The organism is uncultured Chitinibacter sp., from assembly GCF_945957625.1.
GTDB lineage: Bacteria > Pseudomonadota > Gammaproteobacteria > Burkholderiales > Chitinibacteraceae > Chitinibacter > Chitinibacter tainanensis.
In genome coordinates, this window is the sequence record NZ_CAMFLP010000008.1 from 23,841 (window position 1) to 47,890 (window position 24,050).

Genomic DNA, 24,050 nt, shown 5'->3' on the forward strand with positions numbered 1-24,050 from the left:
TAATAAAAAGGCTTAAGAAAAACGGGAGTTACTGAGAGTAATGCTGGGCAATTTTTATTATTGAAATGCTGCCCACGGCCCAAAATGCAAGTGCATTAATAAACATCAAAGAGAGGGTGGTAAAGATAACAAGCATTCCCTGTTGTATCTTGCTTAGATTAAGCTCTTCCCCAAGAGCATTTGCAATGCTAACAAATCCATAACCATACTTAATACAAAAAACTATACATAACAAGCTGGCGATCGTTAGTGTTACTCCAATCCAAATGACTCCCCACCATGGTGAGGGCCGTATTACAGCAGCAACGGAGGCTGAAATGGCCATAAATAAAAAAATCCGCGTGGTTTCTGAGAAGTGCGACCACCAGAGATCGAGGAATTTCTTTTTGGTGTTTACATGCTCTTCAATATCAAAAAGATAAGGCAAATGAAGGATGTTGTAAAAACGTTCAAAACAAGCCAAGAGAAGCAGCATTGCTGGAAATACTGTGAATAAAAGTGCATATGAAATTTTCTGTGTATATGCAAGGCTTGAGCTTTGAAAGAAAAGTCCAGAAATCCATGCTTCTATCAAAGCTAGAAATGGAGTAAAGAGAGCCAAGGTTAGTGCAAATGCTCTGAAGATAGGGTGATAGATAAAGCTGCTTGCGTCCTTTTTATATTTAGATTTGCGGCAATAGTTTTTCATTGTCAAACCTTTAGTTTTTATTTAACTTAAAACTAATCTGATACCGATAAAAATCCACATTCCCCACTGCAGCCAGCGCCCTGCGAATTCGTTGGTCGTCTTCTAGCGCGATGATTGCGCCGCGTACGGTTTGGTTTTCTTCGGCGAGCTCGCTCATCACAAAACCCATATAGCGCAGCACTTGGCCGACAACGGCGTCGCTGGCGCGGCCTTTTTTTAGTTCGACGACTAATAGCTGCTTTTTGTCTTTGCTGATCGCCAAAATATCCATCGGCCCTGTATCGCTTGGGTATTGCTGGCCGATGGGCTCGCCATCCTCGGTGAAAATATCGTAATCCTTGCCCAGCTCGGTTTGTGCCCAGTTGGCGACGAGAAAGTCTTCCAGATGCTTTTCCAGCGCAAACGACGTTGGGTCTTCGATTTCGGGATCGGTGCTAACTAATTTAGGCGCGGCCTGCTGGCCGAGCAGGCTGTCGATCTCGCTGGCGTATTTGCTAATCGTGCTGACCGTACCAATCGAGCCGCAAGAGTTACGCAGCGCTTCGCTCATGTCGCTGCGCGCAATCGCGGCGAACCAGCGCACGGCGCGGCGATGCGGCAGGATTTCACCCGCCAGATATTGGTAATCGGCCAATACCTCACCCACGCGATACGTACCCTGCCCATCGGGGCAGAGCACGATGTCGCCGTTTTGAATGCCTTTCGATACCGTCCACAGCGCACCGCATGCCAAACCCGCCGCGACTTTGCTTTTGCTCGGGTTGATTGCCAGCCATTGCGGCACAAAGGTGTGATTAAACTCGCGCCAATCTTCGCTGAGGTGCGGCTGTAAATCTTGGTGAACGCTAAAGTGAGCTCCGATGAAGTTGCCAGCAAAGCAATCGGCAGCGTACATCGAGTTGCGGCCTAGCATGACGCGGTAGTAGTTTTTCATGTCAAATTGCAGTGTTAGGTGATAATGAATTAAGCTTCAACAGCGTCTTTACGAGCTTCTGCTTTATGAGCTTTTGGTTCTTCGTCCTTTTTCAAAATCGCCATCACTTTCTCTTTGAGGTTCGGTGTGATCTCGATTGCTTCTTTAAACTCTGCTGATTTTAACAATTCATGCATTGGGCTTCCGTGGACATCCCGTTCAATAAGGCGCAGAGGTAACTCATCTAAGCGACCAAGCGCAGTTGAAAATAGCTGAGCTTCAAACAGCGGGTCGAGTCTTGAAGCTTCATTTCGATAGCCTTCATATGCTGTTGATAATGCCGCTTTATAGCCATAATCTTCAGCCAGACGAAAACGTTGTCCAACTTGCTTTGTTGCTACCCATGCCAGCCATACCGCTGGAGCTATAGAAGCAGCCCCCAACGTTAAATTAACTAGTAAAATTCCCCAGTCAGGTTTTTCTTTAATTGCAGAAATAATTTGAGGGAAGCGCTCATGTGCGAGCAGGCCAGCAACCAGCAACGCACACAATAAGATGAATGCCCAATAAAACATAGTTTGATTTAGTTGTGCTGATTTTTCTGAAAACGCTTGGGCCAAACCCTGCGATGTTGCGGCCCTGTAGGCTTGATTTACACGATTTAGAGTTTCATTAGCTTCTTTTTTTACTTCTTCCAGCGAGGTTTTAATTTTGGTTATTTCAGCTAGTTGACGTTCGGCTTCACCTTCTGACTTTGTTGCATTGTGTTTTGATAGCTCGATTTCCTTAATTGCGGAATTCAAATCGGCCATTGTTAGAGGGAGATTCTGTGCCGCTTCAAATGCGGCATTAATAGCAGTTACTTTATTTTCTACGTTCTCTATTGTCGTGGTGGCTTCATCCAGGCGCTTTTGAGCTACAGTAGCGCTTCTACTAAGTGCAGAAGGTAGTAATAAGGAGGCTTTGATTTGGGCTGGGGTTAGCTGAGATTCAATTTGCACTTCAATGCTGTAAAGAAACGCGGAAAGAGCATCGCCAGCTTGTGGTCCTGAAAATAAATTTGCAGCTGAATGCTGTGTTGCATTTTCAACTTTTGGGGTTAGATCATCAAAAATCTCTTTTGCATCTTCGTTATCACCCCAGTCAACTGAATCAATTTTATCAGCCAGAAGTCTGGCCATAAAAGCAAAATCTCTCTTGTCGAGTGATGGGGATTGCCATGACCAACTATCAGAAAGCTTGGACGTTTGCGGTAAGCCTTGTAATGCTTTAGATAGTTCCCTAAGTTTATTAGATAGTTTTTTTGCTGATTCAGATGACATTTGGTTAGCCCATTTTATCAATTTAAATTAATCTAGTTTTCCCAGTTAAAAGCTCTTGCATCATGCCTTGCTTGAGGGCACGGGTTTTGTCGCGGCGGGCTTCGAGGGCGGTGATTTCGGTGTCCATGTCGGAGAGGGTCTCCGCAATGGCGGTTTGCTCTTCTTGTGTTGGTGGTACTAGGACCTTGAGCTGCTCCATAAAGCCCTTTGTTAAATGCAACATTGTTCCGCCATTCGTGGAGTTTTGTTTCAATTCTTGGGTTATTTCTTCAAGCTTATGATAAATAAAATATTTATCCGTTGAGCTTGGATCTGTTTCGATTTTCCAAATGTGGTAGTGGAATATTGCTTTTTCGCCAAGCCAAATATGCGGGCCAAACGTCGCAGACCACATGAAAAGTAGGTCTCCATATTCACAATACTGACGGCTTGGAAGTTGTAGATCTGAGTGATAATAATTTTCACCGCCAGTTAAATTCTGAAGACGAATTACAGGCGTACCAGAATTTTTCCATTCATGAATCCCGTATGCTCGTCCATTAATTAATGTGCAAATACTCCCTAATGGCCGAAGTTCCCACTCTCCACTAAATCCCGGTAGGCGGGTTTGGGCGGTTAGGAGTTGTTGCATGGCGGCTTGTTTGAGGTCGCGTTTTTTGGCGATCAGCGCGTCGAGCTGAGCGAGCAAGGTATCGACGTCGGAGAGCGCTTTTGTAATTGCTTTTTGCTCTTGCAAGCTTGGAGTGCAAATTACATATGGAATAATGTGTTTATTATTAATTTGTGGTATTGATGTTGTGTCTGCGACACTATCAAGCCCATAAAAATTTAAATAGTAAAATAGAAATTCGCTATCTAAAACCTCATGAGTAGTCAAAGCCATTAAATTAGTATCCATGAAAGATGGATTTTTTAATAAGCGAATTTTATTTGATAGAATTGATGCCCCTCTTTTGGGGAAGATAATACTGCCTGCAGGAACTGCTTTGTTGGATTGAATAAAGTAGTCAGTCAACTCAGCATACTTTTCTCCATTATTCAATTGTTCGACCTTAAAGTAAGGTAAACCGGAAGTATGGAAATCAAACTTGGATGGACTTTCTCCGCTTGTAATACTGACTAAGTCGCCTAGTTTTTGAGTGGACCAATCCTCTGGAATCAACCCCACTTCCGTCTGCTTATACCCCTGCGGGATGGCTTTGCTCAGTTCCATGCCAACCCCATTTTTTTCAGGTGTTCGGCCACTTTGGCGCTGAGTACGTCCACTTCTGCTTCCAGTTGCGGCAACGGCGTGACGTAGCGCTCGGCCAGCTCTTTGATGCGGCGCGTTAAGGTTTGGCTCACGCGGTCTAGCTCGCCCTGTACGCTGGCCTCTAACGCGGCCAGCCATTTGTGCTCGACGACCAGATTGCAAACTTCCACTTGGCTGATCTGGCGGTATTGCTGTACGACTTTGGTGTCGAGAGTTTTTTGCGCGTCTTTCAGCTTTTTGCTGGCGGCTGCCTCTAGTTCAGAGAGGGCAAGCCATGCTTTGAGCTGGGCGAGCTCTTCGGCTGCGCTGCTGTCTTTGGCAATCACCTTAGCGCGATCTTTGACGCTTTTGGCGCTGAGTTTGCCTTTTTCGGTTTTGGCTTCACATAGCAGGCCGTCTTCAGCGCCGTGCTCTTCTTCCATTTCTTCGAGCTGGCGGGTGAAGTCATCGCGCTGGCTTTCCAGCTCGGTCAGTTGTGCTGCCTCGGCGGCAAAGTAGTGGGAGATGATCAGCTCTTTGGGCAGTAGATCGGTATTGGGGGATGGATTAGAAGGGGCATTGTTCCAACCCAACCAGCCGCCGTCAGAAATCACCATTTGTACGTCGTCTTGCAACGTAGTGGCCCAGTAGTCGAGCAGGTGCTGGTAGAGGTCGTAGTTATCAATTAGCGGGAGGTCAGCATGGCTGGCCAGTAGATCCTCTGCGATGGTGTGGATTAGCTGCTTAGGCTTGGTGTAGGGGTTGATGCCTTTAAGCTGCGGTAATACTCGTTCGCGCCAGCCGCTGAAATGTGCTTTGGCATTAACATTAAAGGCGATGAATTCGGGGTGATTGAAAATTGTGGTTTTGATGTCGCTGGTGGCCACAGTGAGGTTGCTGTAGTCAGGGTATTGGCTTGCAGCAAAGAGCTGTGAACGCATAGCAGGCAATACCTGCCAATACGCTTGCAGCGCATCAATATCTCGATCTGGGATGCCACCGCGCAAATGGGCTGCGAGGTCTTGTAGATCTTCGGCGTCACTGGTGTCGATGTAACGCGGCAGATTCAGGTTGTAATCATTACCGGCGATTTCGGCCAGCGGCACGAGGCGGCTGTATTTGGGCGTTTCGTGTTGCTGGGTAAAGGTATCGACGATTTTGTGAATGTCTTGTTCGCGTAGGCGGTTTTTATTGCCGTCTTTGAGAAAGCCTTTGCTGGCATCGATCATAAAGATGCCCTTGCGTGCGGCAGCGTGCTCTTTATCCAGCACGATAATGCAGGCCGGAATCCCGGTGCCATAAAACAAATTGGCAGGCAGGCCGATGATGGCTTTGATATAGCCACGGCTCACGATCTCTTGCCGGATGCGGCCTTCAGCCCCGCCACGGAACAGTACGCCGTGCGGCAAAATCACGGCGGCTTTGCCGGTGGATTTAAGCGAGGTGAGCATGTGCAGCAAGAAGGCGTAATCGCCGTTCTTTTCGGGCGGCACGCCAAATTCAAAGCGCTTGTATTCGTCTTCCAGCGGATTGAGGCCATTGCTCCAGGCTTTGGTCGAAAACGGCGGATTGGCAACGATAAAGTCGTGGCGCTTGAGGCTGCCATCAGCTTCTTTGAAATAAGGGCGCGACAGCGTGTTGTCTTGCCAGATTTCTGCCGTAGGGCAATCGTGCAAGATCATGTTCATTTTGGCCAAGGCGCTGGTGGCGTTGTCCATTTCCTGCCCGTAGATCGTTAGATCGAGCGAGGTGGCGTGCTTAGCTTCGTCGTGCGCTTTTAGCAGCAGCGAGCCCGAGCCGCAGGTCGGGTCGTAAATGGTTTGATCGCCTGATTTGGCCTCGTGCAGATTAAGCACTTTTGACATTACGCGTGAGACTTCGGCTGGCGTGTAAAACTGGCCTTTGGATTTACCCGAATCAGTGGCGAAATGGCGCATCAGGTATTCATAAGCATCGCCCAGAATATCGTCGCCATCGGCACGGTTGCCCGCGAAATTGAGGTTGGGGTTGTCGAAAATGCTGATCAGGTTGGTGAGCCGATCAATCATATCCTTGCCCTTGCCGAGCTTATCTGGATCGTTGAAGTCGGCTACATCGATCACGCCTTTCAGATCGTTGGCTTCGGCCAGCTTGGCGATAATGATGTTGATTTTGTCGCCGATCTCTTTGTCGCCCTTGAGCGCAACCATATCGGCAAAGCTACCGCCTGCAGGTACTTCGATCAGCGAATCCCTGCCCCTGTATTTATCCGAGACATATTTCACAAATAACAACACCAGTACGTAGTCTTTGTACTGGCTGGCATCCATCCCGCCACGCAGCTCGTCGCAGCTTTTCCATAGGGATGAGTAAAGTTCAGATTTCTTGATGGCCATGAGGTGCTCGGTAAGGTATTGCAATGGCATTAAACGCAAGCAAAACGCCACGTTTAGCCGAAAATAAGATGGGTATTATCATACCGTGCTGACGGGTAACTTTCTATAAGTTGTTAGTGAGGTGATATGCTGAAGGCAGAATTTGTGTGCGGGAGATTGGGGTGAAAGCTGCGGAGAAAAAGAAGTATTTAATCAAACTAGCAGAATCAAAGCCGCGAACTCTAAGAGGCGTTTTTTATTTTGAGGGGCGATTTGTAGATCGTGTAAGAGTGGAGCGGTTAGGCTTTAGTGAACCGCTATTTGTGAAGATAATATTGTTTGCTGATAAAGTTAAAAAGTATGCGCGTTATTCTGAATTGCTAAATTGTACCGGGATTCATTTTCTTGATGTGTTGCCATTTGAGGTCAAAATGGTCAAGGGGCGGAAGGGCTTCTGGTTGGAGGTCGAGAGAGAGGAAGTTGGGATCCTTGATGGTGCTAAAGATCTTCATCGTGGGTATTTGCTTTCAGAAAGCTATCCTTCGTTGAGTGATACTCATTTTGATTTTACTCCATTGCTGGAGTACGTTTTAAATTCCGTTTGTTTTGTACAGCTGCTGGATGTGTTGAGAGGGTATGCGGGAAATCATTACAAAAAGTCCATGTATAAAAGTGAACTTGAGCTTGTTTCTGCATTAAGAATAGAGCTTGCACCTGTGTTGAGCGACATGATTGACTATGTAAAAAACGAATCAAATCGACTGGGAATGAAGATTAAGGCGTGGGATGCGACTTTTAATAAAAATTATTTAAGCCTTGAAAGGCAGCTGAATGCATTTGTGCGGGATGGTGTTGAGCGATATGTTGCTGAGTTGAAGTTGTTTTATCCGATTTTTGATAAGAATAACAGAAGGGTCTACTACGATTTACATCAAGCTAAAAATCATGTGTTTGAATTGTTTGGGGGTAGGTTTAAGACTCTGACTGATAAGGTAAATGGATGCATCTGGAAGGTTGAGTATGCAGAAGAGGGGGTGCAACTGCTGTTGGTTCTTTTTCTGCGAGTGGATGAAGTGGATGATCCAAGTTTGCTCCGCAAGCAGCTGGGGGAGTGCTGGGCAAGAGATGTGGTTCCTGACTCAATTGGTGGTTATGCAGTCTCATTCTGGGGTCTAAAAAAAAGCGAGGAATTTCCTATTACTAAGCTGCAATATGGTCAAGATGGTTGGTATCAAAAAGTCAAAGACATAGTAAGCAGTGTTTTGGTGCAGGACTTGGTGTGGCGTCATCGTGCCGAGGTTTTGAATCCTCTAGCTGATGAGGAGCAAGGCTCGGTAGAGAGTGGCGAGCTAGGTGAGGGCGGTGAAGTGGTGCTGCGTAGACCAAGGTCTTATGCTTTCATTGGAAAGCCTCAAGAGCGTACTAGGTTTAGTCAGTCCAGAGGGAGTAATCTCAAAACTCCAAAAGCCAAGCCATAGCAACCAACTGATGTGCTGTTCTAACGTTTGCTTTTGTCACTATGGTTTGAGTTATGGATGACAAAACGAGCAGGGTAGTTGTGATTGTTGGTCAAAAAAAGAACCAACAAAAAGACCAACAATGAAGTTGGACTTGGTTGTAAACTGTAGGATTGCGTTGGACACAAAAAACCCCGCAAACCTAGGTTTTACGGGGCTTATCGTACTTCTTTGGACACCCTTGGAAAGGGTGATGGTGCGCAACACGAGACTCGAACTCGCACGCCTTGCGGCACAGCGACCTCAACGCTGCGTGTCTACCAATTCCACCAATCGCGCACTAACTAACACTCACAAACGCTAATGAGGTATGCATTTCGTGAGGAACGGAATATTAACGGCTCGGCGGCGCTTTGTCTAGTGCTGTCTGCAAAATCGCGACTTTGCCGTGCCCGACTTGATGCACATTAAAAGGGCAGTCACACTCTTGCTATACAGTGTGTCGCAACCCCATTGGAGAATATGTGATGACAACTTCCGCTCGCTATCGCGTTTATGCTCGCGCCAGCACCAAATTGCCAGAATCTCTGCGCAGCAACGATGGCATTCGCCAAGCTCTGTCTGCCGTTGAAGAATATTTCCCGCTGAAACTGACTCTGGAAGATCAGCATTTTGAATTGCTGAAAGCCAGCTCAAAAACCTTTGCCCGTTATATGGTGCCAGGCAGCTTGGTAGACGCTTCATTCCAGTTTGACGCTTTGTGCGAGATTTCGAGCGAGCTGTTTAAAGAAGTGCGCGATGTACGCAAAAAAGTAAAAGACATCGTCAGCGATTACGAAGATGAGCTGGAAAGCGATCACGTGGGTGCGCTGCAGTATGTGAAAGAATTCCGCTCAGAAATGGGCCCGGCTTTGGCTAAATCGATTGTGTTGCGTCGCTTTGCTAACTGCGTTGATGCGGTGCTGTTGGCGCAAATCCAATACTCAGCTGAGAACGTTGAGATCGAGCTGCACATCGAAGAGCAAAAATAAGCTTTTCGCGTTTTAAGTAATAAAAAAGCCCCGCAGCGCGGGGCTTTTTGCTGACTGGCCATCGCGGCCAGTGCCGGGCTTAGCCGATGAAGGCACGTGCATTGCGGAACATCCGCAACCATGCGCCATCTTCGCTCCAATCGCTTGGATGCCAGCTGTTTTGTACGGTGCGGAATACGCGCTCTGGGTGCGGCATCATGATGCTAAAGCGGCCGTCGGCGGTGGTGACGCCGGCGATGCCTTGCGGGCTGCCATTTGGATTGAGCGGGTATTGCTGGGTTGGCTTGCCGTGGCTATCGATGTAGCGCATGGCCACCAGTGCCTGGCCGATATCACCTTGCTGGCTGAAATTGGCAAAGCCTTCACCGTGGCTCACCACCACGGGCATCTGGCTACCGGCCATGCCGTTGAAGAACAGCGATGGCGATTGCGGTACTTCCACCATCACAAAGCGTGCTTCAAACTGCTCGCTCTGATTGCGGGTGAACTTTGGCCAGTGTTCGGCGCCCGGAATAATACCCGACAAGTTCGCCATCATCTGGCAGCCGTTACACACACCCAGACCGAAGGTGTCGGTCCGCTGGAAGAAGGCCTCAAACTGCGCCCGCGCGGCGGCATTGAACAGAATTGATTTGGCCCAGCCTTCGCCGGCACCCAGTACGTCACCGTAAGAGAAGCCACCGCAAGCCGCCAGGCCCATAAAGTCGCGCAGCTGGATGCGACCACTGATGACGTCGCTCATGTGTACGTCGGTAGCGGCAAAGCCGGCGCGGGTAAAGGCGGCAGCCATTTCCACGTGACCATTCACCCCTTGCTCGCGCAGGATGGCAACCCGCGGTTTCGCTCCTTTGGCAATGTACGGCGCAGCGATGTCGTCGCTTGGGTTGTAGCTCAGTTTGGCAAACAGGCCTTTGTCGGCTTTGTCGGCGATACGGGCGTATTCGGCATCTGCGCAGGCAGGATTGTCGCGCAGACGCTGGATTTGCCAGCTGGTTTTGCTCCAAGCCTGATGCAGGCTGATGCGTGATTCATCCAGTAGCAGACGATTGCGCTTTTTGATTTTCAGCTTGTCGTCAGAATTGGTGGTGCCAATGACATGCAGCTCGCCAGCCAGTTGCGCCTTCATAAATGCGGCAATCACGGCGGCAGTGTCGCTACGGCGTACTTGCAATACCGCACCCAGCTCTTCATTAAACAGCACGCCCATCACGCGGCCGTTTTCGGCGCGCGCCACGTCTTCCGGTGTGATTTCGTGTTGCTGACGCTGACGCACGCGGCGGTCAATACACAGCTCGTCGATTTCCAGCGTTACGCCGCAATGCGAGGCAAACATCATCTCGGTCACAGCGGCAATCAGGCCGCCATCAGAGCGGTCGTGGTAAGCCAAGATTTTGCCGTCTTGATTCAGCTGCTGCACGGTGGCAAAGAATGATTTCAGATGCTCGACGCTCACCACATCCGGCGCCCAGTTACCCAGCTGATTGTGCACTTGTGCCAGTGCCGAGCCACCTAGGCGGCATTTGCCGGTGCCCAGATCGATCAACAGCAGGTCGGTATCGTGCTCGGTAGAGAGCTGTGGGGTCAGCGTTTTGGTTACGTCCGTTACTGGCGCAAAGCCGGAAATGATCAGTGACAATGGCGCCACCACGGTTTTCTTGTCGCCGTTTTCTTCCCATACGGTTTTCATCGACAGCGAGTCTTTACCCACTGGGATCGATACGCCGAGCTGGCGACACAAATCCAAGCCCACGGCCTTCACGGTGTCGTACAGATTGGCGTCTTCACCCGGGTGGCCCGCTGGGGCCATCCAGTTGGCGGAAAGCTTCACATCGCCCAGTTTGGCGATCGGCGCGGCAACCAGATTGGTCAGCGCTTCACCCACGGCCATCCGGCCAGAAGCTGCGGCGTTGATCAGTGCCAGCGGGGTGCGCTCACCCATGGCCATCGCTTCACCTTGCAGGGTGTTGTAGCCCATCGTGGTGACCGCTACGTCGGCCACAGGCACTTGCCATGGGCCTACCATCTGGTCGCGTGCGGTAAAGCCGCCCACGGTACGATCGCCGATATTGATCAGGAATGATTTATCTGCCACCGATGGCAGTTGCAGTACTTTGTACAGCGACTCTTTCAGATCCAGCGCCGATGAATCGAATACTTTGAGCTCGGGTTTAACCCGCGCCACATCGCGGGTCATTTTGGGTGGTTTGCCCAGCAGCACGTCCATCGGCATATCGACTGGCTTGTTGCCGAAATGCGGGTCTTCTACAGTCAGATGGCGCTCGGTGGTGGTGTGGCCAATCACGGCAAACGGGCAACGCTCGCGCTCACAGATTGCCTCAAAAGTCAGCAAATCGCTTGGGTGAATGCCGAGCACGTAGCGCTCTTGCGATTCGTTCGACCAGATTTCTTTCGGCGCCATGCCGTGTTCTTCGATGTTGACTTTGCGCAGGTTAAACACCGCGCCCATGCCCGCGTCGTTCACGAGTTCTGGGAAGGCATTGGAAATGCCGCCCGCGCCCACGTCGTGGATCGACTGAATTGGGTTTTTGTCGCCCAGCTGCCAGCAGCGGTCGATCACTTCCTGACAACGGCGTTCCATTTCTGGGTTGCCGCGCTGTACCGAGTCAAAATCGAGGTCCGCCGCGTTCGCGCCGGTATCCATCGACGATGCTGCACCGCCGCCCATCCCGATCAACATGCCCGGGCCACCAAGCTGGATCAGCAACGAGCCATCAGGCAGGCCGTTCTTGGTGACGTGGGCGTCGTTGATGTTGCCCAGTCCGCCGGCGATCATGATTGGCTTGTGGTAGCCACGGCGCTCGCCGTTCACGTCCAGCTCAAAGGTACGGAAGTAACCGGCCAGGTTCGGGCGGCCAAATTCATTATTAAATGCCGCCGCGCCAATCGGGCCTTCGATCATGATGTCGAGTGCCGAAGCGATACGATCTGGCTTGCCGTAAGCCGGGTCTTCCCAGTCTTGTACATAGCCAGGGATATTCAGATTCGAAACGGTAAAGCCACACAAGCCCGCTTTCGGCTTCGAGCCGCGACCGGTGGCGCCTTCGTCACGAATCTCACCGCCCGAGCCAGTGGCTGCGCCGGGGAACGGAGAAATCGCCGTTGGGTGATTGTGGGTTTCCACTTTCATCAGAATGTGGGTTTTTTGCGTTTCAAAGCCGTATTCCGCGCCGTTGCTGGCTGGGAAGAAACGCTCGATTTGCGCCCCTTCGATCACCGATGAGTTGTCTGAGTAGGCAACCACCGTGCCTTCTGGCGAGGCTTTGTGCGTTTCGCGAATCATGCCAAACAAGCTGTAGTCTTGCGCTTGGCCGTCGATGATGAAGTTCGCATTAAAAATCTTGTGACGGCAATGCTCAGAGTTGGCCTGCGCAAACATCGTCAATTCAACGTCGCTGGGGTTGCGACCCAGCTTGGTGAAATTGGCCACCAAATATTCGATTTCGTCGTCCGACAGGGCCAGGCCGTATTCGCCATTGGCGCGCTCCAGCGCGGCGCGACCACCGCCGAGGATATCCACGGTTTCCAGTGGTTTGGGCTCAAAGTGGCGGAAGAGCTCGTGGCCGGCTTCCAGACCGCGGAAAACCTGCTCGGTCATCCGGTCGTGAATCAGTGGCAGCAGCAGATTTTGTTCGGCGGTCGACAGCGGCTGGCCATCGGCCTTGCTAGCGTACAGCGCCATGCCGCGCTCGATGCGGGCGATTTTGCCATCCAGACCGCAGTGCAGTGCGATGTCGGTGGCTTTGGAAGACCATGGCGAAATAGTGCCCAAGCGGGGCAATACCAACAGCGGGGTGCCGCTAGCCAGCTCGGCTGCCGCCGGCTCGCCGTAGCTCAGAATGCGCGCCAGTACCGCGTGTTCTTCGTGGCTTAGTTCGGCAGTCAGTTCGGCAAAGTGCCAGTATTCGGCATACAGGTTGACGCTCAGCCCTTGCGCGGCCAGCGCTGAGGTGAGTTTTTCAATCCGGAACGGTGACAGCGCGGTACCGCCGCGTAGTTGGAGCACATTGGCCATGTCTTGTTAACCCAGAAATGTGGCAAAAAGTACGTAATGATACCGAAAATTGCCTTGATTTAGGGGAAAGAAAACATCTGCTTAGCCGCAAAACCGCTGGCTTGCAAGGCGCGTCATGCTACTGGCAGACCCTTGCAGGGGCATCTGTGGGGCGGTGGGGCGTTGCCGAAAGCTCTGGCGAAAGTCGCTTTTTAGGGTATTGCTCTGTGAGGTTTGAATCAGTTTGCCTGGCTGGCAATACCCCGGGTGGGTTTCCCAAGGCAGCTGTGCTGGCGAAAATCGCTCGGGGTTTGGCCGGTATGCGCTTGGAAATGCCGGTAAAACAGACTGCTGCACGGGTAGCCACTTTGCGCCGCCACCCAAGCTACGCCGCGTTCACTGCTCACTAAAAGCTGGCAGGCGTGGGCAATGCGCAGGCGGGTCAGTTCGTGACTGAAACTCGATTGCAATTGCTGGCTAAAAAGGCGCTTAAGCGTCGTGACGCTGCAGGCCGCGGCGGTGGCCACCTCATCCAGCGTCAGCGGGGTATGAAAATGCGCCTGCATATGTGCCATCGCTCGCTCCAGGCGGCGATCAGGGGTGGCCGCGGTGGCTTCACCGGCAATAAAGCGGGCGGCACGGTCGTGCTGCAGCGCCGCCAGAATATCCAGCAAGGTCGTCAGCCGCTGCAGGCCTTGTAGTTCATGCAGATGTGCCAGCTGGCGAGCCAGGCTTTGCGCGCAGCTGGGGCTAAACACCACGCCTTGGCGAATGCTGGCCAGCCATTGGCACAGCGGACGGATCTCGGGCAGACCATGTTCGGCCAGTGCGACCAGCCAATCGAGGCGAAATAAGACGACTTGCAGCTCGATATCGCGGGCATCTGCCCGTGGGCCGGCTTGCCAACTGTGCGGCTGGTTGGGCGCTACCAGCGCCAGATCACATTGCTGAAAGTGCGCGCGATCACTGCCGATTTGCCGCAACCCTTGCGCGCCCAAGGTGAGGGTAAGCTCAAATTCAGGGTGAAAATGCAGATTAAACGGAATCTCAGCGGCCACATGATGATTCAGCCGCCATGCATGGCCTTGCGAATTACCGATCCATTCCCGTATCAACATGCTTGTTTCCCCTTTTGAGCTGATTGTAGGGTGAATTGGGCTGATAGTGGAATAGCCGCGCCAGCTGCGGTCTATAAATACGCTCAAGCAGCGCTGGCGCAGCATTCGGGCGACAGCGGCTGACCTTGGCTTGGCAGAGCGCGCATCGCGCTTCTACACTGTCTGGGTGCAGGGTCAACCCACTATTTCATCCTGAGGGAGAATACATAATGAATAAGCCAGCTGGTGCGCACCTCCATTTAGCCTGGGCATGTAAAGCCAATGCCCACAACGGTGATAATTTTCTCGCCGCGCTCACGCTGACCAATCTGTCAGATCAAGTGCTGCCAGCCTCAGGCTGGGCGTTGTACTTCAACACTTGCCGCAAAATCAAACCCGAAACGGTCACTGGTAACGTGCTGGTGACGCACATCAACGGCGATTTCTGGAGCTTGGCGCCGGCTGCAGGTTTCGCGCCGCTACAACCGGGCGAATCTCGCACTTTTGATTATGAAGGCCTGTTTTGGGTGATTAGCGAAACCGATGCGCCACTCGGTTTCTACATTGTGTACGACCCCAATACCCCACAAGCGCAGATGCAAGTGATTGGCGACCCGCATATCGCCCCATTTGCCACCGAAGGCCAGCGCAATCGCAATGACAGCGACGAAGTTGCCCTTGCCAGTGCCGGCAAGACCTTTGCCGATAACGCCGGCCTGAGCTTGTTGCCGGCCGAAGCAGTGAGCAAAATTACCCCGACGCCGCTGCAATATACCGCCGGTGCCGGGCAATTTGTGATCAATGCCAGCACCTATATTGTGCATGGTGCAGAGCTGGCGAATGAAGCCGCCTTATTGCAGGCTGCGATTAAAGATGTCAGCGGGCAAACGCTGCAACGCGCCGCCTTCAAGCCGGCTGGCGTGGCCGCGATTGAGCTGAAAATCGCGCCCGTGGCAGTGAAAGACACGCTGGCTCCAGGCGAAGCCTATCAGCTGCAAGTGAGCGCAGAGGGCATCGTGCTTACCGGCGCCAGCGCCGCAGGCGTGTGCAATGCCATTCAATCACTGCGTCAATTGCTGCCAGTTGCTGCGTATCTGAACCCGCAAGCCGAGCTGGCCGTGGCCGCCTGCCAAGTGCAAGACGCGCCGCGCTTTGCCTATCGTGGTTTGCATCTGGATGTGGGCCGTAACTTCACCAGCAAAGAAACAGTACTGCGTCTGCTGGACTGCATGGCGCTGTATAAACTCAACCAATTCCATTTCCACCTCACCGACGATGAGGGTTGGCGCCTCGAAATCCCTAGCCTGCCGGAGCTGACCGAGATTGGTAGCTTGCGCGGTTACACCGCGGACGAAACCGATAACCTCGTGCCATGCTTTGGCTCGGGCGGCGACGTAGCGGGTAAAGCCGGTAGTGGCCATTACAGCAAAGCCGATTTCATTGAAATCCTGAAATACGCCACCGCGCGCCACATCGAAGTGGTGCCCGAAATCGACGTACCAGGCCATGCCCGCGCCGCGATCAAAGCCATGAATGTGCGTTACACGCGTTTGATGGCCGAAGGCCGCGAAGCCGAAGCCAAGCAATACCTGCTGTGCGACTTTAACGACGCTTCGGTGTATGAATCCGTGCAGCTATGGCACGACAATGTGATCTGCATTGCGCTTGAGTCGTGCTACAACTTCATCGAAACCGTGCTGCACGATGTGAAAGCCATGTTTGAAGAAGCTGGCGCGCCATTCACCACCATGCACACCGGCGGCGATGAAGTGCCTAATGGCGCGTGGGAAAAATCACCGATTTGCCAGGCCTTTATGCAAGAAAAAGGCATGACCAAAATCGTTGAGCTGCAAAATTACTTCCTCGCCCGTTACCGCGATCTGCTGAAGAAATATGGCCTGGTATTTGGCGGCTGGGAAGAAATTGCGCTGGTGAAAAAAGAAGTCAACGGCGAGCATACGCACGGCCCGAATCCTGAGTTTGTGAACGCCAATTTCCGGCCGTATGTGTGGAATAACGTATGGGGCTGGGGCCAGGAAGACTTTGCTTACCAATTGGCCAACGCCGGCTACAAAACGGTATTGTCGAACGTCACCAACCTCTACTTCGATCTGGCCTATGCCAAAGATCCGCTAGAGCCCGGTTACTACTGGGGCGGTTTTATCGAAACCCGTGGCGCGTATGAATTTGTACCGCTGGATATTTTCACCACGGCGACCGTCAATCTGTTTGGCAAGCCGCTGGATAAAGACAATATCGCCAGCAAAGTCCGCCTGACGCCAGAAGGGATTAAAAACATCATCGGTATTCAAGGCCAGTTGTGGGCAGAAAATATCCGTGATCGTTCGCGGCTGGAATATCTGGCCATGCCACGGATTATCGCGCTGGCTGAGCGGGCGTGGGCGAAAGACCCGGCTTGGACTTCGATTGCCGATGTGGCCGCGCGCCAAGCCAAAATGGACGCAGACTGGAACGAGTTTGCCAACCGTTTGGGCCAGCGTGAGCTGCCACGTCTGGATGGCTTCCCCCGTGGGGAAAGCTTTGGTGGCTACGGCTATCGCATCCCATTGCCAGGCGTGAAAGTGGAAGCCGGCCAGCTGTATGCCAATGTAGCGGCACCAGGCTTGGCGATTCGCTACACCACCGATGGCTCAGACCCAACTCCGGCGTCGCCGCTGTACACCGGCCCAGTAGCGGCAACGGCGACAATGAAAGTAGCGGTGTTTAGCAGCAGTAACCGTCGCAGCCGCGTGGTTAGCGTGTAATTAACTGCGGCAGCAATAAAAAGCCCCGCTTTGGCGGGGCTTTTTTGTGACCTGAGTGAGCGAGATTACGCCAGCCGGCGGTAGCCAGGCAGGGTGAGGAACTCAACAAAGTCTTCGCTGGTGGTGATGTCGCCAAACAATTTGGCGGCCTCGGCCAGTGTGGCGCTGTAGCGGCCTTGTTGCTCCAGCTTGGCGACTTCTTCTTGCAGAAGGGTATTAAACAGCGCAACGTCGACTTTACGCCCATCCTCCAGCACGCCTTTGGGCGAGCGTATCCATTGCCAGATTTGCGAGCGGCTGATTTCGGCGGTGGCTGCGTCTTCCATCAGGTTATGGATCGGTACACAGCCCATGCCGGCCAGCCAAGAGGCTAGATATTGCACCCCCACGCTAATGTTATTGCGCAGACCCTGCTCGGTGATTGGGGCTTCAGGGTGAAAATTCAGCAGGTCGGCCGCGCTGACCTGAATATCCTGGCGCTGGCGGTGAATTTGATTGGGGTATTGCCCCAAAGCCTTGTTCCACGCTTGCATTGCGACAGGTACTAGCCCGGGGTGTGCCACCCAGCCGCCATCATAGCCGTCACCGGCATCGCGCTCTTTATCGGCCTGCACTTGCGCCATGGCTTTGTCGTTGGCCTCGGGGTCGGTTTTGACCGGGATATACGCCGACATGCCACCAATTGCGGGCGCGCCGCGCTGATGGCAGGTTTTCAGTAGCAGCAGCGAATAGGCGCGCATAAAGGGCACCAGCATGGTGATCTTGCCGCGCTCGGCCAGACAAAAATCCTGATCGAGGCGGAATTTTTTAATGCAGCTAAAGATGTAATCCCAGCGCCCGGCATTCAGGCCGGCCGAATGCTCGCGCAATTCGTAAAGGATTTCGTCCATCTCAAACGCTGCCAGAATCGTTTCGATCAGCACCGTGGCCTTGATGCAACCATGCGGGGCGTTTAGCTCGCGCTCGGCCCAGTTAAACACATCATTCCACAAGCGGGCTTCAAGGTGCGATTCCATTTTCGGCAAATAAAAATAGCAGCTACTGCCAACGCTGAGACGATATTGCAGGTTATGAAAAACGGTGAGACCGAAATCAAATAGCGAGCCTGACATCACCTCGCCATCAATCTGTAGGTGTTTTTCCTCCAGATGCCAGCCACGTGGGCGAATGATCAAGGTGGCGATGTCTTTATTCAGGCTGTAATGCTTGCCCTTGGGGCTGGTGTAGCTGATGCTGCGGCGATAGGCATCAAAGACATTCACCTGCCCATCGAGCTGATTTTCCCAGGTGGGCGTATTCGAGTCTTCAAAATCTGCCATAAAGCATTTCGCGCCGGAATTAAGCGCATTGATCATCATTTTGCGCTCGACCGGGCCGGTGATTTCGACCCGGCGATCTTGCAGGTCTTCCGGTAGCGGGTTGATCTTCCATTCGCCGTGGCGGATGTGCGCGGTGGCTGGCAGGAAGTCGGGTTTTTCCCCTGCATCGAGCTTGCGCTGGCGCTGGATGCGCGCCTGCAACAAGGCCTGGCGGCGCGGTTCAAACTGGCGATGCAGGGCAGCCAGAAAATCGAGGGCTGCCGGACTAAGTATCTGGCGATGTTCGGGGCTGAGCTGGCCAATAAGCTGGATACGCTCTGCGGTGGCGGTCGTCATCTGCGGGCCTCCCATCAGCGCCAGCGGCAAGCGCAGGCGCGGTAAGCGGGGTTGAAAAAACACGTGGCGCAACCCTAAGCTCGGGGCTTGATATAGAGCAGTCGAGGTGGCGCGCACGTGCAAGGGCTCAAGCAAAAGTGATGTTGGCCATTAATGGAATTGCTCGGCTTCGGTCGAGCCTTTCAGTGCCGTTGTTGAAGACTGACCTTGCTGGATCACCTGGGTGACCTGATCAAAGTAGCCGGTGCCCACTTCGCGCTGGTGTTTCACGGCGGTAAAGCCACGCTCTGCCGCGGCAAATTCGGCTTGTTGCAGCTCGACAAACGCGCTCATGCCCGTGCGAGCATAGCCGTGGGCCAGATTGAACATGCCGTAGTTGAGGGCATGAAAGCCCGCTAGGGTAATGAATTGGAATTTATACCCCAGCGCGCCGAGCTCCTGCTGAAACTTGGCGATGGTGGCGTCGTCGAGGTTTTTCTTCCAGTTAAACGAAGGCGAGCAATTGTAGGCCAGCAGTTTGCCCGGGTATTTGCTGTGAATGGCCTGCGCAAACTGGCGGGCGTATTCCAGATCGGGTTTGCCGGTTTCACACCAGATCAGATCGGCGTAGGGGGCATAGGCAAGCCCCCGCGAAATCGCCTGCTCCAGCCCCGGGTAGGTTTTGTAAAAGCCTTCGACCGTGCGCTCGCCGGTGCAGAAGGGTTTGTCGTTGTCATCCACGTCGCTGGTCAGCAAATCAGCGGCCTCGGCATCGGTGCGCGCCACGATGATGGTCGGTACGCCCATCACATCGGCAGCCAGCCGCGCAGCCACCAGTTTTTCCACTGCCTCGCGGGTTGGTACCAGCACCTTGCCGCCCATATGCCCGCATTTTTTCACGCTGGCCAGCTGATCTTCAAAATGCACGCCAGCAGCGCCGGCTTCGATCATGCCTTTCATCAGTTCAAAGGCATTTAATACGCCACCAAAGCCGGCTTCGGCATCGGCCACAATCGGGGCATACCAATCAATGCTGTCATCGCCCTCGGCATGATGAATCTGGTCGGCCCGCGCCAGCGTGTGATTAATGCGGCGTACCACTTGTGGCACCGAATTGGCCGGATACAGCGATTGATCGGGGTACATCTCGCCAGCGATATTGGCGTCGGCCGCGACCTGCCAGCCAGAGAGATAAATTGCCTTGAGCCCAGCTTTCACTTGCTGCATGGCCTGATTGCCGGTGAGGGCGCCCAGCGCGTGTACATAGGGCGTATCGTGCAGTAAGCGCCAGAGCTTCATTGCACCATGGCGGGCAATGGTGTGCTCCTGCAGCAAAGTACCGCGCAGGCGCTCGACATCGGCGGCTGAATACGGGCGGCGAATGCCGGCCCAGCGCGGGTTGGTTTTCCAGTCGTGTTCCAGTGCTGCAATGCGGTCAGTGGCGGTACTCATGATGCGCTCCCTGTGGTGAAGACGGCAGATCTGATCAATACGGCAAGCTGTGTTATTGATTGAAGCAGGTAATTTTTGCATCGCAACAAATTTTGCGATGCAACACAAATTGTAGTCGAAAAATATTCACTACATATCGGGTGAATTACTTAGCTGACTGATGGCAGGGGTGGATTTTTTTTCTTCAATAACCCTTGAAAAGGTATGGCTTATCCCAATCTTGGCTGTCATTCGTAGCTGGAGGTCACCATGAGCCAAGAAGTGAACACAGAAAACCAAACCGAGCAGCAAACCGAGCAGTCGGCCAACCCCGAGCTTGCCACTGAAAATATTGCCGCTGATGCGAGCCCAAGTATTGAAGAGCAGCTGAACCAAGCGCTGGCCGAGCTAGAAAAAGCCCGTCAGGACATCCTGTATGTGCGCGCCGAGGCAGAAAACGCTCGCCGCCGTGCGCTGGATGAAAACGATAAAGCCCGCAAATTTGCGATCGAAAAATTTGCCCGCGAGATCATCAGTGTGAAAGACGCCATCGATATGGCGCTGCTGGATCAGTCGGGTAACTTTGATGGCCTGAAAATGGGTGTGGATCTCACCGCCAAGGCACTGACCAGTGCGTTCGAGAAATTCGAGCTGGTCGAAATCAACCCGATGGGTGAAAAACTCGATCCGAATAAGCATCAGGCCATTTCAATGGTACCGAGCGACGAAGAAGCCAATACCGTCGTACAGGTCATGCAAAAAGGTTATGAGTTGGCTGGGCGCATTTTGCGTCCCGCCATGGTGGTGGTGGCTGCCGCGAAGTAAGGCGGTAGCGGCAGTCCGGCCACTTGGCCAAGCACTGCATCAATCGGCTCTTGAAATGGGCCAGCTGATCCCCACTTAGCAGACATGGTTATTTGACAACATCCGGTGGCGTTAATCACAACAGAATCAAGCCACTGGGTTTAGAGATGAAGGAAAGAAAAAATGGGCAAAATTATTGGTATTGACCTGGGTACAACCAACAGCTGTGTGGCCGTAATCGAAAATGGCCAGACCAAAGTGATCGAAAACGCCGAAGGCGCGCGCACTACGCCATCGATCATCGCTTATCAGGAAGATGGCGAGATTCTGGTGGGTGCACCTGCCAAACGCCAAGCGGTGACTAACCCGAAAAACACGCTGTACGCGGTAAAACGTCTGATCGGTCGCCGCTTCGAAGACAAAGAAGTGCAAAAAGACATCGATCTGATGCCTTTCTCAATCATCAAAGCCGACAACGGCGATGCTTGGGTTTCTGTGCGCGATAAAAAAATGGCACCACCGCAAATCTCAGCGGAAGTGCTGCGCAAAATGAAAAAAACCGCCGAAGATTACTTGGGCGAAGAAGTGACCGAAGCGGTGATTACCGTTCCGGCCTACTTTAACGATAGCCAACGTCAAGCCACCAAAGACGCCGGCCGTATCGCGGGTCTGGAAGTAAAACGGATCATCAACGAGCCAACCGCTGCTGCGCTGGCATTCGGCATGGACAAAATGGAAAAAGGCGATCGCAAGATCGCGGTCTATGACTTGGGCGGTGGTACGTTTGACGTGTCGATCATCGAGATTGCTGACGTTGATGGCGACAAACAATTCGAAGTTCTGGCTACCAACGGTGATACTTTCCTCGGTGGTGAAGACTTCGACCAACGTCTGATCGACTACATCATTGCTGAGTTCAAGAAAGAGCAAGGCATCGATCTGAAAAACGACGTGATGGCACTGCAACGTCTGAAAGAAGCGGCCGAAAAAGCCAAGATCGAACTGTCTTCTAGCGCGCAGACCGAAATCAATCTGCCATACGTGACCATGGATGCAACCGGTCCAAAACACTTGGTGCTGAAAATCACCCGCGCCAAATTTGAATCTCTGGTAGAAGATCTGATCACCCGTTCGATCGAGCCATGCCGCATCGCCCTGAAAGATGCGGGCCTGAAAGCTAGCGACATCGATGATGTGATCTTGGTCGGCGGTCAAACCCGTATGCCAAAAGTAATGGACGCGGTGAAAGAGTTCTTCGGCAAAGAGCCACGTCGTGACGTGAATCCAGACGAAGCCGTTGCAGTGGGTGCAGCGATTCAAGGTGCGGTACTGGGCGGCGATCGTAAAGACGTACTGCTGCTGGACGTGACGCCGCTGTCACTGGGGATTGAAACCTTGGGTGGCGTGCTGACCAAGCTGATCCAGAAAAACACCACCATCCCGACTAAAGCGTCACAAACCTTCTCGACAGCAGAAGACAACCAAAGCGCCGTGACCATTCACGTACTGCAAGGTGAGCGTGAAAAAGCCTCGGCGAATAAGTCGCTGGGTCAGTTCAACCTGGGTGATATTCCACCAGCACCACGTGGTGTGCCACAGATTGAAGTGACTTTTGACATCGATGCCAACGGTATCTTGCACGTGAGCGCGAAAGACAAAGCATCGGGCAAAGAAGCGAAGATCACCATTCAGGCCTCTTCAGGTCTGTCTGAAGCTGAAATTCAGGCCATGGTGAAAGACGCCGAGCTGAACGCGGAAGAAGACAAAAAACTGGCTGAGCTGGTGCAAGCCCGCAATGCAGGTGAAGGCATGATTCACCAAGTGAAGAAAATGCTGTCTGAAGCCGGCGACAAAGTTACTGCTGACGAAAAAGTGGAAATCGAGGCCGCCATTACCGCGCTGGAAGGCGTGGTAAAAGGTGACGACAAAGCGGACATCGAAGCGAAAACCGAAGCGCTGATGAAAGCCAGCCACAAAGTCGCCGAGAAAATGTATGCCGAGCAAGCAGGTGCGCAAGCTGGTGCCGAAGGCGCACAAGCCGCGGGCGATAGCAAAGACGACGGCAACGTGGTTGACGCCGAATTCACCGAAGTGAAAGACAAGTAATTAACCGCTCAGGGGCACAGAACCGGCACGCAGGTGCCGGGCTGTGCCTTTTTGTTTCTTTAGGTGAACAGCATGGCAAAGAAAGATTTTTATGACATCCTGGGCGTAAATCGTGACGCCTCGGATGATGAAATCAAAAAGGCATACCGCAAGCTGGCGATGAAATACCACCCGGACCGCAATCCGGACAGCAAAGATGCCGAAGAGAAATTCAAGGAAGCCAAAGAAGCCTACGAGATTCTCTCTGATAGCCAGAAACGGGCGGCCTACGATCAATACGGCCACGCTGGGGTCGACCCACAGGCCGGCATGGGTGGTGGCGGCTTTGGTGGCGGTGGCTTTGGCGATTTCGCCGACATTTTTGGCGATATTTTCGGTGGTGGTCGCGGCGGTCGCAGTAATGTCTACCGCGGCGCTGATCTGCGCTACAACATGGAAATCACGCTGGAAGAAGCGGCGCGTGGGGTAGAAAAGCAGATCAAGATTCCATCGCACGAAGAGTGTGATAGCTGTCACGGCACGGGCGCCAAGCCAGGTACCGAGGCCAAAACCTGCCACACGTGTAATGGCCACGGCCAGGTGCGCGTGGCGCAAGGCTTCTTTAGCCTGCAGCAAACCTGCCCAACGTGTCATGGCACGGGTAAATACATTCCGGATCCTTGCCGTAAATGTAACGGCACTGGCCGCGTTTCCACCCACAAAACGCTGGCGGTGAAAATCCCCGCCGGGGTGGATGAGGGAGATCGCATTCGCCTGTCGGGCGAGGGCGAGCCTGGGGTGAATGGCGGGCCACCGGGTGATCTGTATGTCGTTACGCACATCAAGCAGCACGCGGTATTCGAGCGTGAAGGCAATGATCTGCATTGCGAAATGCCGATCAGTTTTGCCTGCGCGGCACTAGGCGGCGAGATCGAAATCCCGACGCTGTCGGGCAAAGCGCGCATCACCATTCCGGCCGAAACGCAAACCGGGCAAGTATTCCGGCTGCGTGGCAAAGGGATCAAAGGCGTGCGCAGTGCGATTACCGGCGATTTGATGTGCCACGTGGTGGTGGAAACCCCAGTGAAACTCACCGGCCGCCAGAAAGAGCTGCTCAAAGAGTTTGAAGAAATCAGCCAGGGTGATTCGGATAAACACAATCCGCGCGCAAAATCTTTTATGGATAAGGTAAAAGATTTCTTCGCCTCTTGATGGGGTATTGCCCT

Annotated in this window: 15 protein-coding genes and 1 tRNA gene; 6 read left to right on the top strand and 10 right to left on the bottom strand. The window is 52.9% G+C overall.

From position 1 onward, the window contains the following. Positions 1 to 28: 28 nt before the first annotated feature. From QV747_RS10395 to QV747_RS10415, 5 genes are read right to left on the bottom strand one after another with little or no spacing between them, the layout of a single operon-like run. Complete coding sequence (locus QV747_RS10395) at positions 29 to 688, bottom strand: hypothetical protein (RefSeq protein WP_273432688.1); 660 nt, start codon at positions 686 to 688, stop codon at positions 29 to 31. 10 nt (positions 689 to 698) lie between these two features. Continuing rightward, on the bottom strand, positions 699 to 1,622 hold the full coding sequence (locus QV747_RS10400; RefSeq protein ID WP_273432690.1) for an endonuclease NucS domain-containing protein: 924 nt from the start codon (positions 1,620 to 1,622) through the stop codon (positions 699 to 701). 29 nt (positions 1,623 to 1,651) lie between these two features. After that, positions 1,652 to 2,923 (bottom strand): hypothetical protein, encoded by a 1,272-nt coding sequence (locus QV747_RS10405; protein ID WP_288791506.1) that lies wholly within the window; start codon positions 2,921 to 2,923, stop codon positions 1,652 to 1,654. 22 nt (positions 2,924 to 2,945) lie between these two features. After that, entirely contained in the window at positions 2,946 to 4,136 is a 1,191-nt protein-coding gene (locus QV747_RS10410) for a restriction endonuclease subunit S (RefSeq protein WP_273430873.1), read from the bottom strand. Continuing rightward, positions 4,127 to 6,529, bottom strand: coding sequence for a type I restriction-modification system subunit M (locus QV747_RS10415; protein WP_273430871.1), 2,403 nt, complete (start codon positions 6,527 to 6,529; stop codon positions 4,127 to 4,129). The genes QV747_RS10410 and QV747_RS10415 overlap by 10 nt, the downstream gene beginning before the upstream one ends. A 161-nt stretch (positions 6,530 to 6,690) precedes the next feature. On the opposite strand from QV747_RS10415, the gene QV747_RS10420 reads away from it, so the two are divergent. Further along, positions 6,691 to 7,986, top strand: a complete 1,296-nt coding sequence (locus tag QV747_RS10420; protein WP_273430869.1) for a hypothetical protein — start codon at positions 6,691 to 6,693, stop codon at positions 7,984 to 7,986. Between the two features lie 233 nt (positions 7,987 to 8,219). Here QV747_RS10420 and QV747_RS10425 read toward each other — a convergent pair. Further along, positions 8,220 to 8,304: transfer RNA gene (locus tag QV747_RS10425), tRNA-Leu, on the bottom strand. A gap of 188 nt (positions 8,305 to 8,492) precedes the next feature. On the opposite strand from QV747_RS10425, the gene QV747_RS10430 reads away from it, so the two are divergent. Further along, complete coding sequence (locus QV747_RS10430) at positions 8,493 to 8,996, top strand: hypothetical protein (protein ID WP_028448473.1); 504 nt, start codon at positions 8,493 to 8,495, stop codon at positions 8,994 to 8,996. Positions 8,997 to 9,075: 79 nt separating this feature from the next. Here the strand turns inward: QV747_RS10430 and purL are convergent, their stop codons facing one another. Further along, on the bottom strand, positions 9,076 to 13,029 hold the full coding sequence (gene purL, locus QV747_RS10435; RefSeq protein ID WP_273430866.1) for a phosphoribosylformylglycinamidine synthase: 3,954 nt from the start codon (positions 13,027 to 13,029) through the stop codon (positions 9,076 to 9,078). A 218-nt stretch (positions 13,030 to 13,247) separates the two neighbouring features. Continuing rightward, on the bottom strand, positions 13,248 to 14,126 hold the full coding sequence (locus tag QV747_RS10440) for an AraC family transcriptional regulator (protein ID WP_273430864.1): 879 nt from the start codon (positions 14,124 to 14,126) through the stop codon (positions 13,248 to 13,250). A 209-nt stretch (positions 14,127 to 14,335) separates the two neighbouring features. Here QV747_RS10440 and QV747_RS10445 point away from each other — a divergent pair, with 209 nt between their 5' ends. Next, on the top strand, positions 14,336 to 16,870 hold the full coding sequence (locus QV747_RS10445) for a family 20 glycosylhydrolase (RefSeq protein WP_273430862.1): 2,535 nt from the start codon (positions 14,336 to 14,338) through the stop codon (positions 16,868 to 16,870). A 65-nt stretch (positions 16,871 to 16,935) separates the two neighbouring features. On the opposite strand, the gene aceB is transcribed toward QV747_RS10445, so the two are convergent. Both aceB and aceA read right to left on the bottom strand, forming a co-directional pair. Further along, on the bottom strand, positions 16,936 to 18,588 hold the full coding sequence (gene aceB, locus QV747_RS10450) for a malate synthase A (protein WP_273430860.1): 1,653 nt from the start codon (positions 18,586 to 18,588) through the stop codon (positions 16,936 to 16,938). Between the two features lie 87 nt (positions 18,589 to 18,675). Further along, positions 18,676 to 19,956 (bottom strand): isocitrate lyase, encoded by a 1,281-nt coding sequence (aceA, locus tag QV747_RS10455; protein WP_028448476.1) that lies wholly within the window; start codon positions 19,954 to 19,956, stop codon positions 18,676 to 18,678. Positions 19,957 to 20,205: 249 nt separating this feature from the next. Between aceA and grpE the strand changes: the two genes are divergently transcribed. The 3 genes from grpE (at position 20,206) to dnaJ (ending at position 24,036) form a co-directional block, all read left to right on the top strand. Then, positions 20,206 to 20,760, top strand: coding sequence for a nucleotide exchange factor GrpE (gene grpE / locus QV747_RS10460; protein ID WP_273430857.1), 555 nt, complete (start codon positions 20,206 to 20,208; stop codon positions 20,758 to 20,760). 162 nt (positions 20,761 to 20,922) lie between these two features. After that, positions 20,923 to 22,845, top strand: a complete 1,923-nt coding sequence (gene dnaK, locus QV747_RS10465; protein WP_028448478.1) for a molecular chaperone DnaK — start codon at positions 20,923 to 20,925, stop codon at positions 22,843 to 22,845. Between the two features lie 72 nt (positions 22,846 to 22,917). Further along, positions 22,918 to 24,036: a molecular chaperone DnaJ gene (gene dnaJ / locus QV747_RS10470; RefSeq protein ID WP_028448479.1), complete on the top strand. Its 1,119-nt coding sequence runs from the start codon at positions 22,918 to 22,920 to the stop codon at positions 24,034 to 24,036. The last annotated feature ends 14 nt before the right edge of the window (positions 24,037 to 24,050 follow it).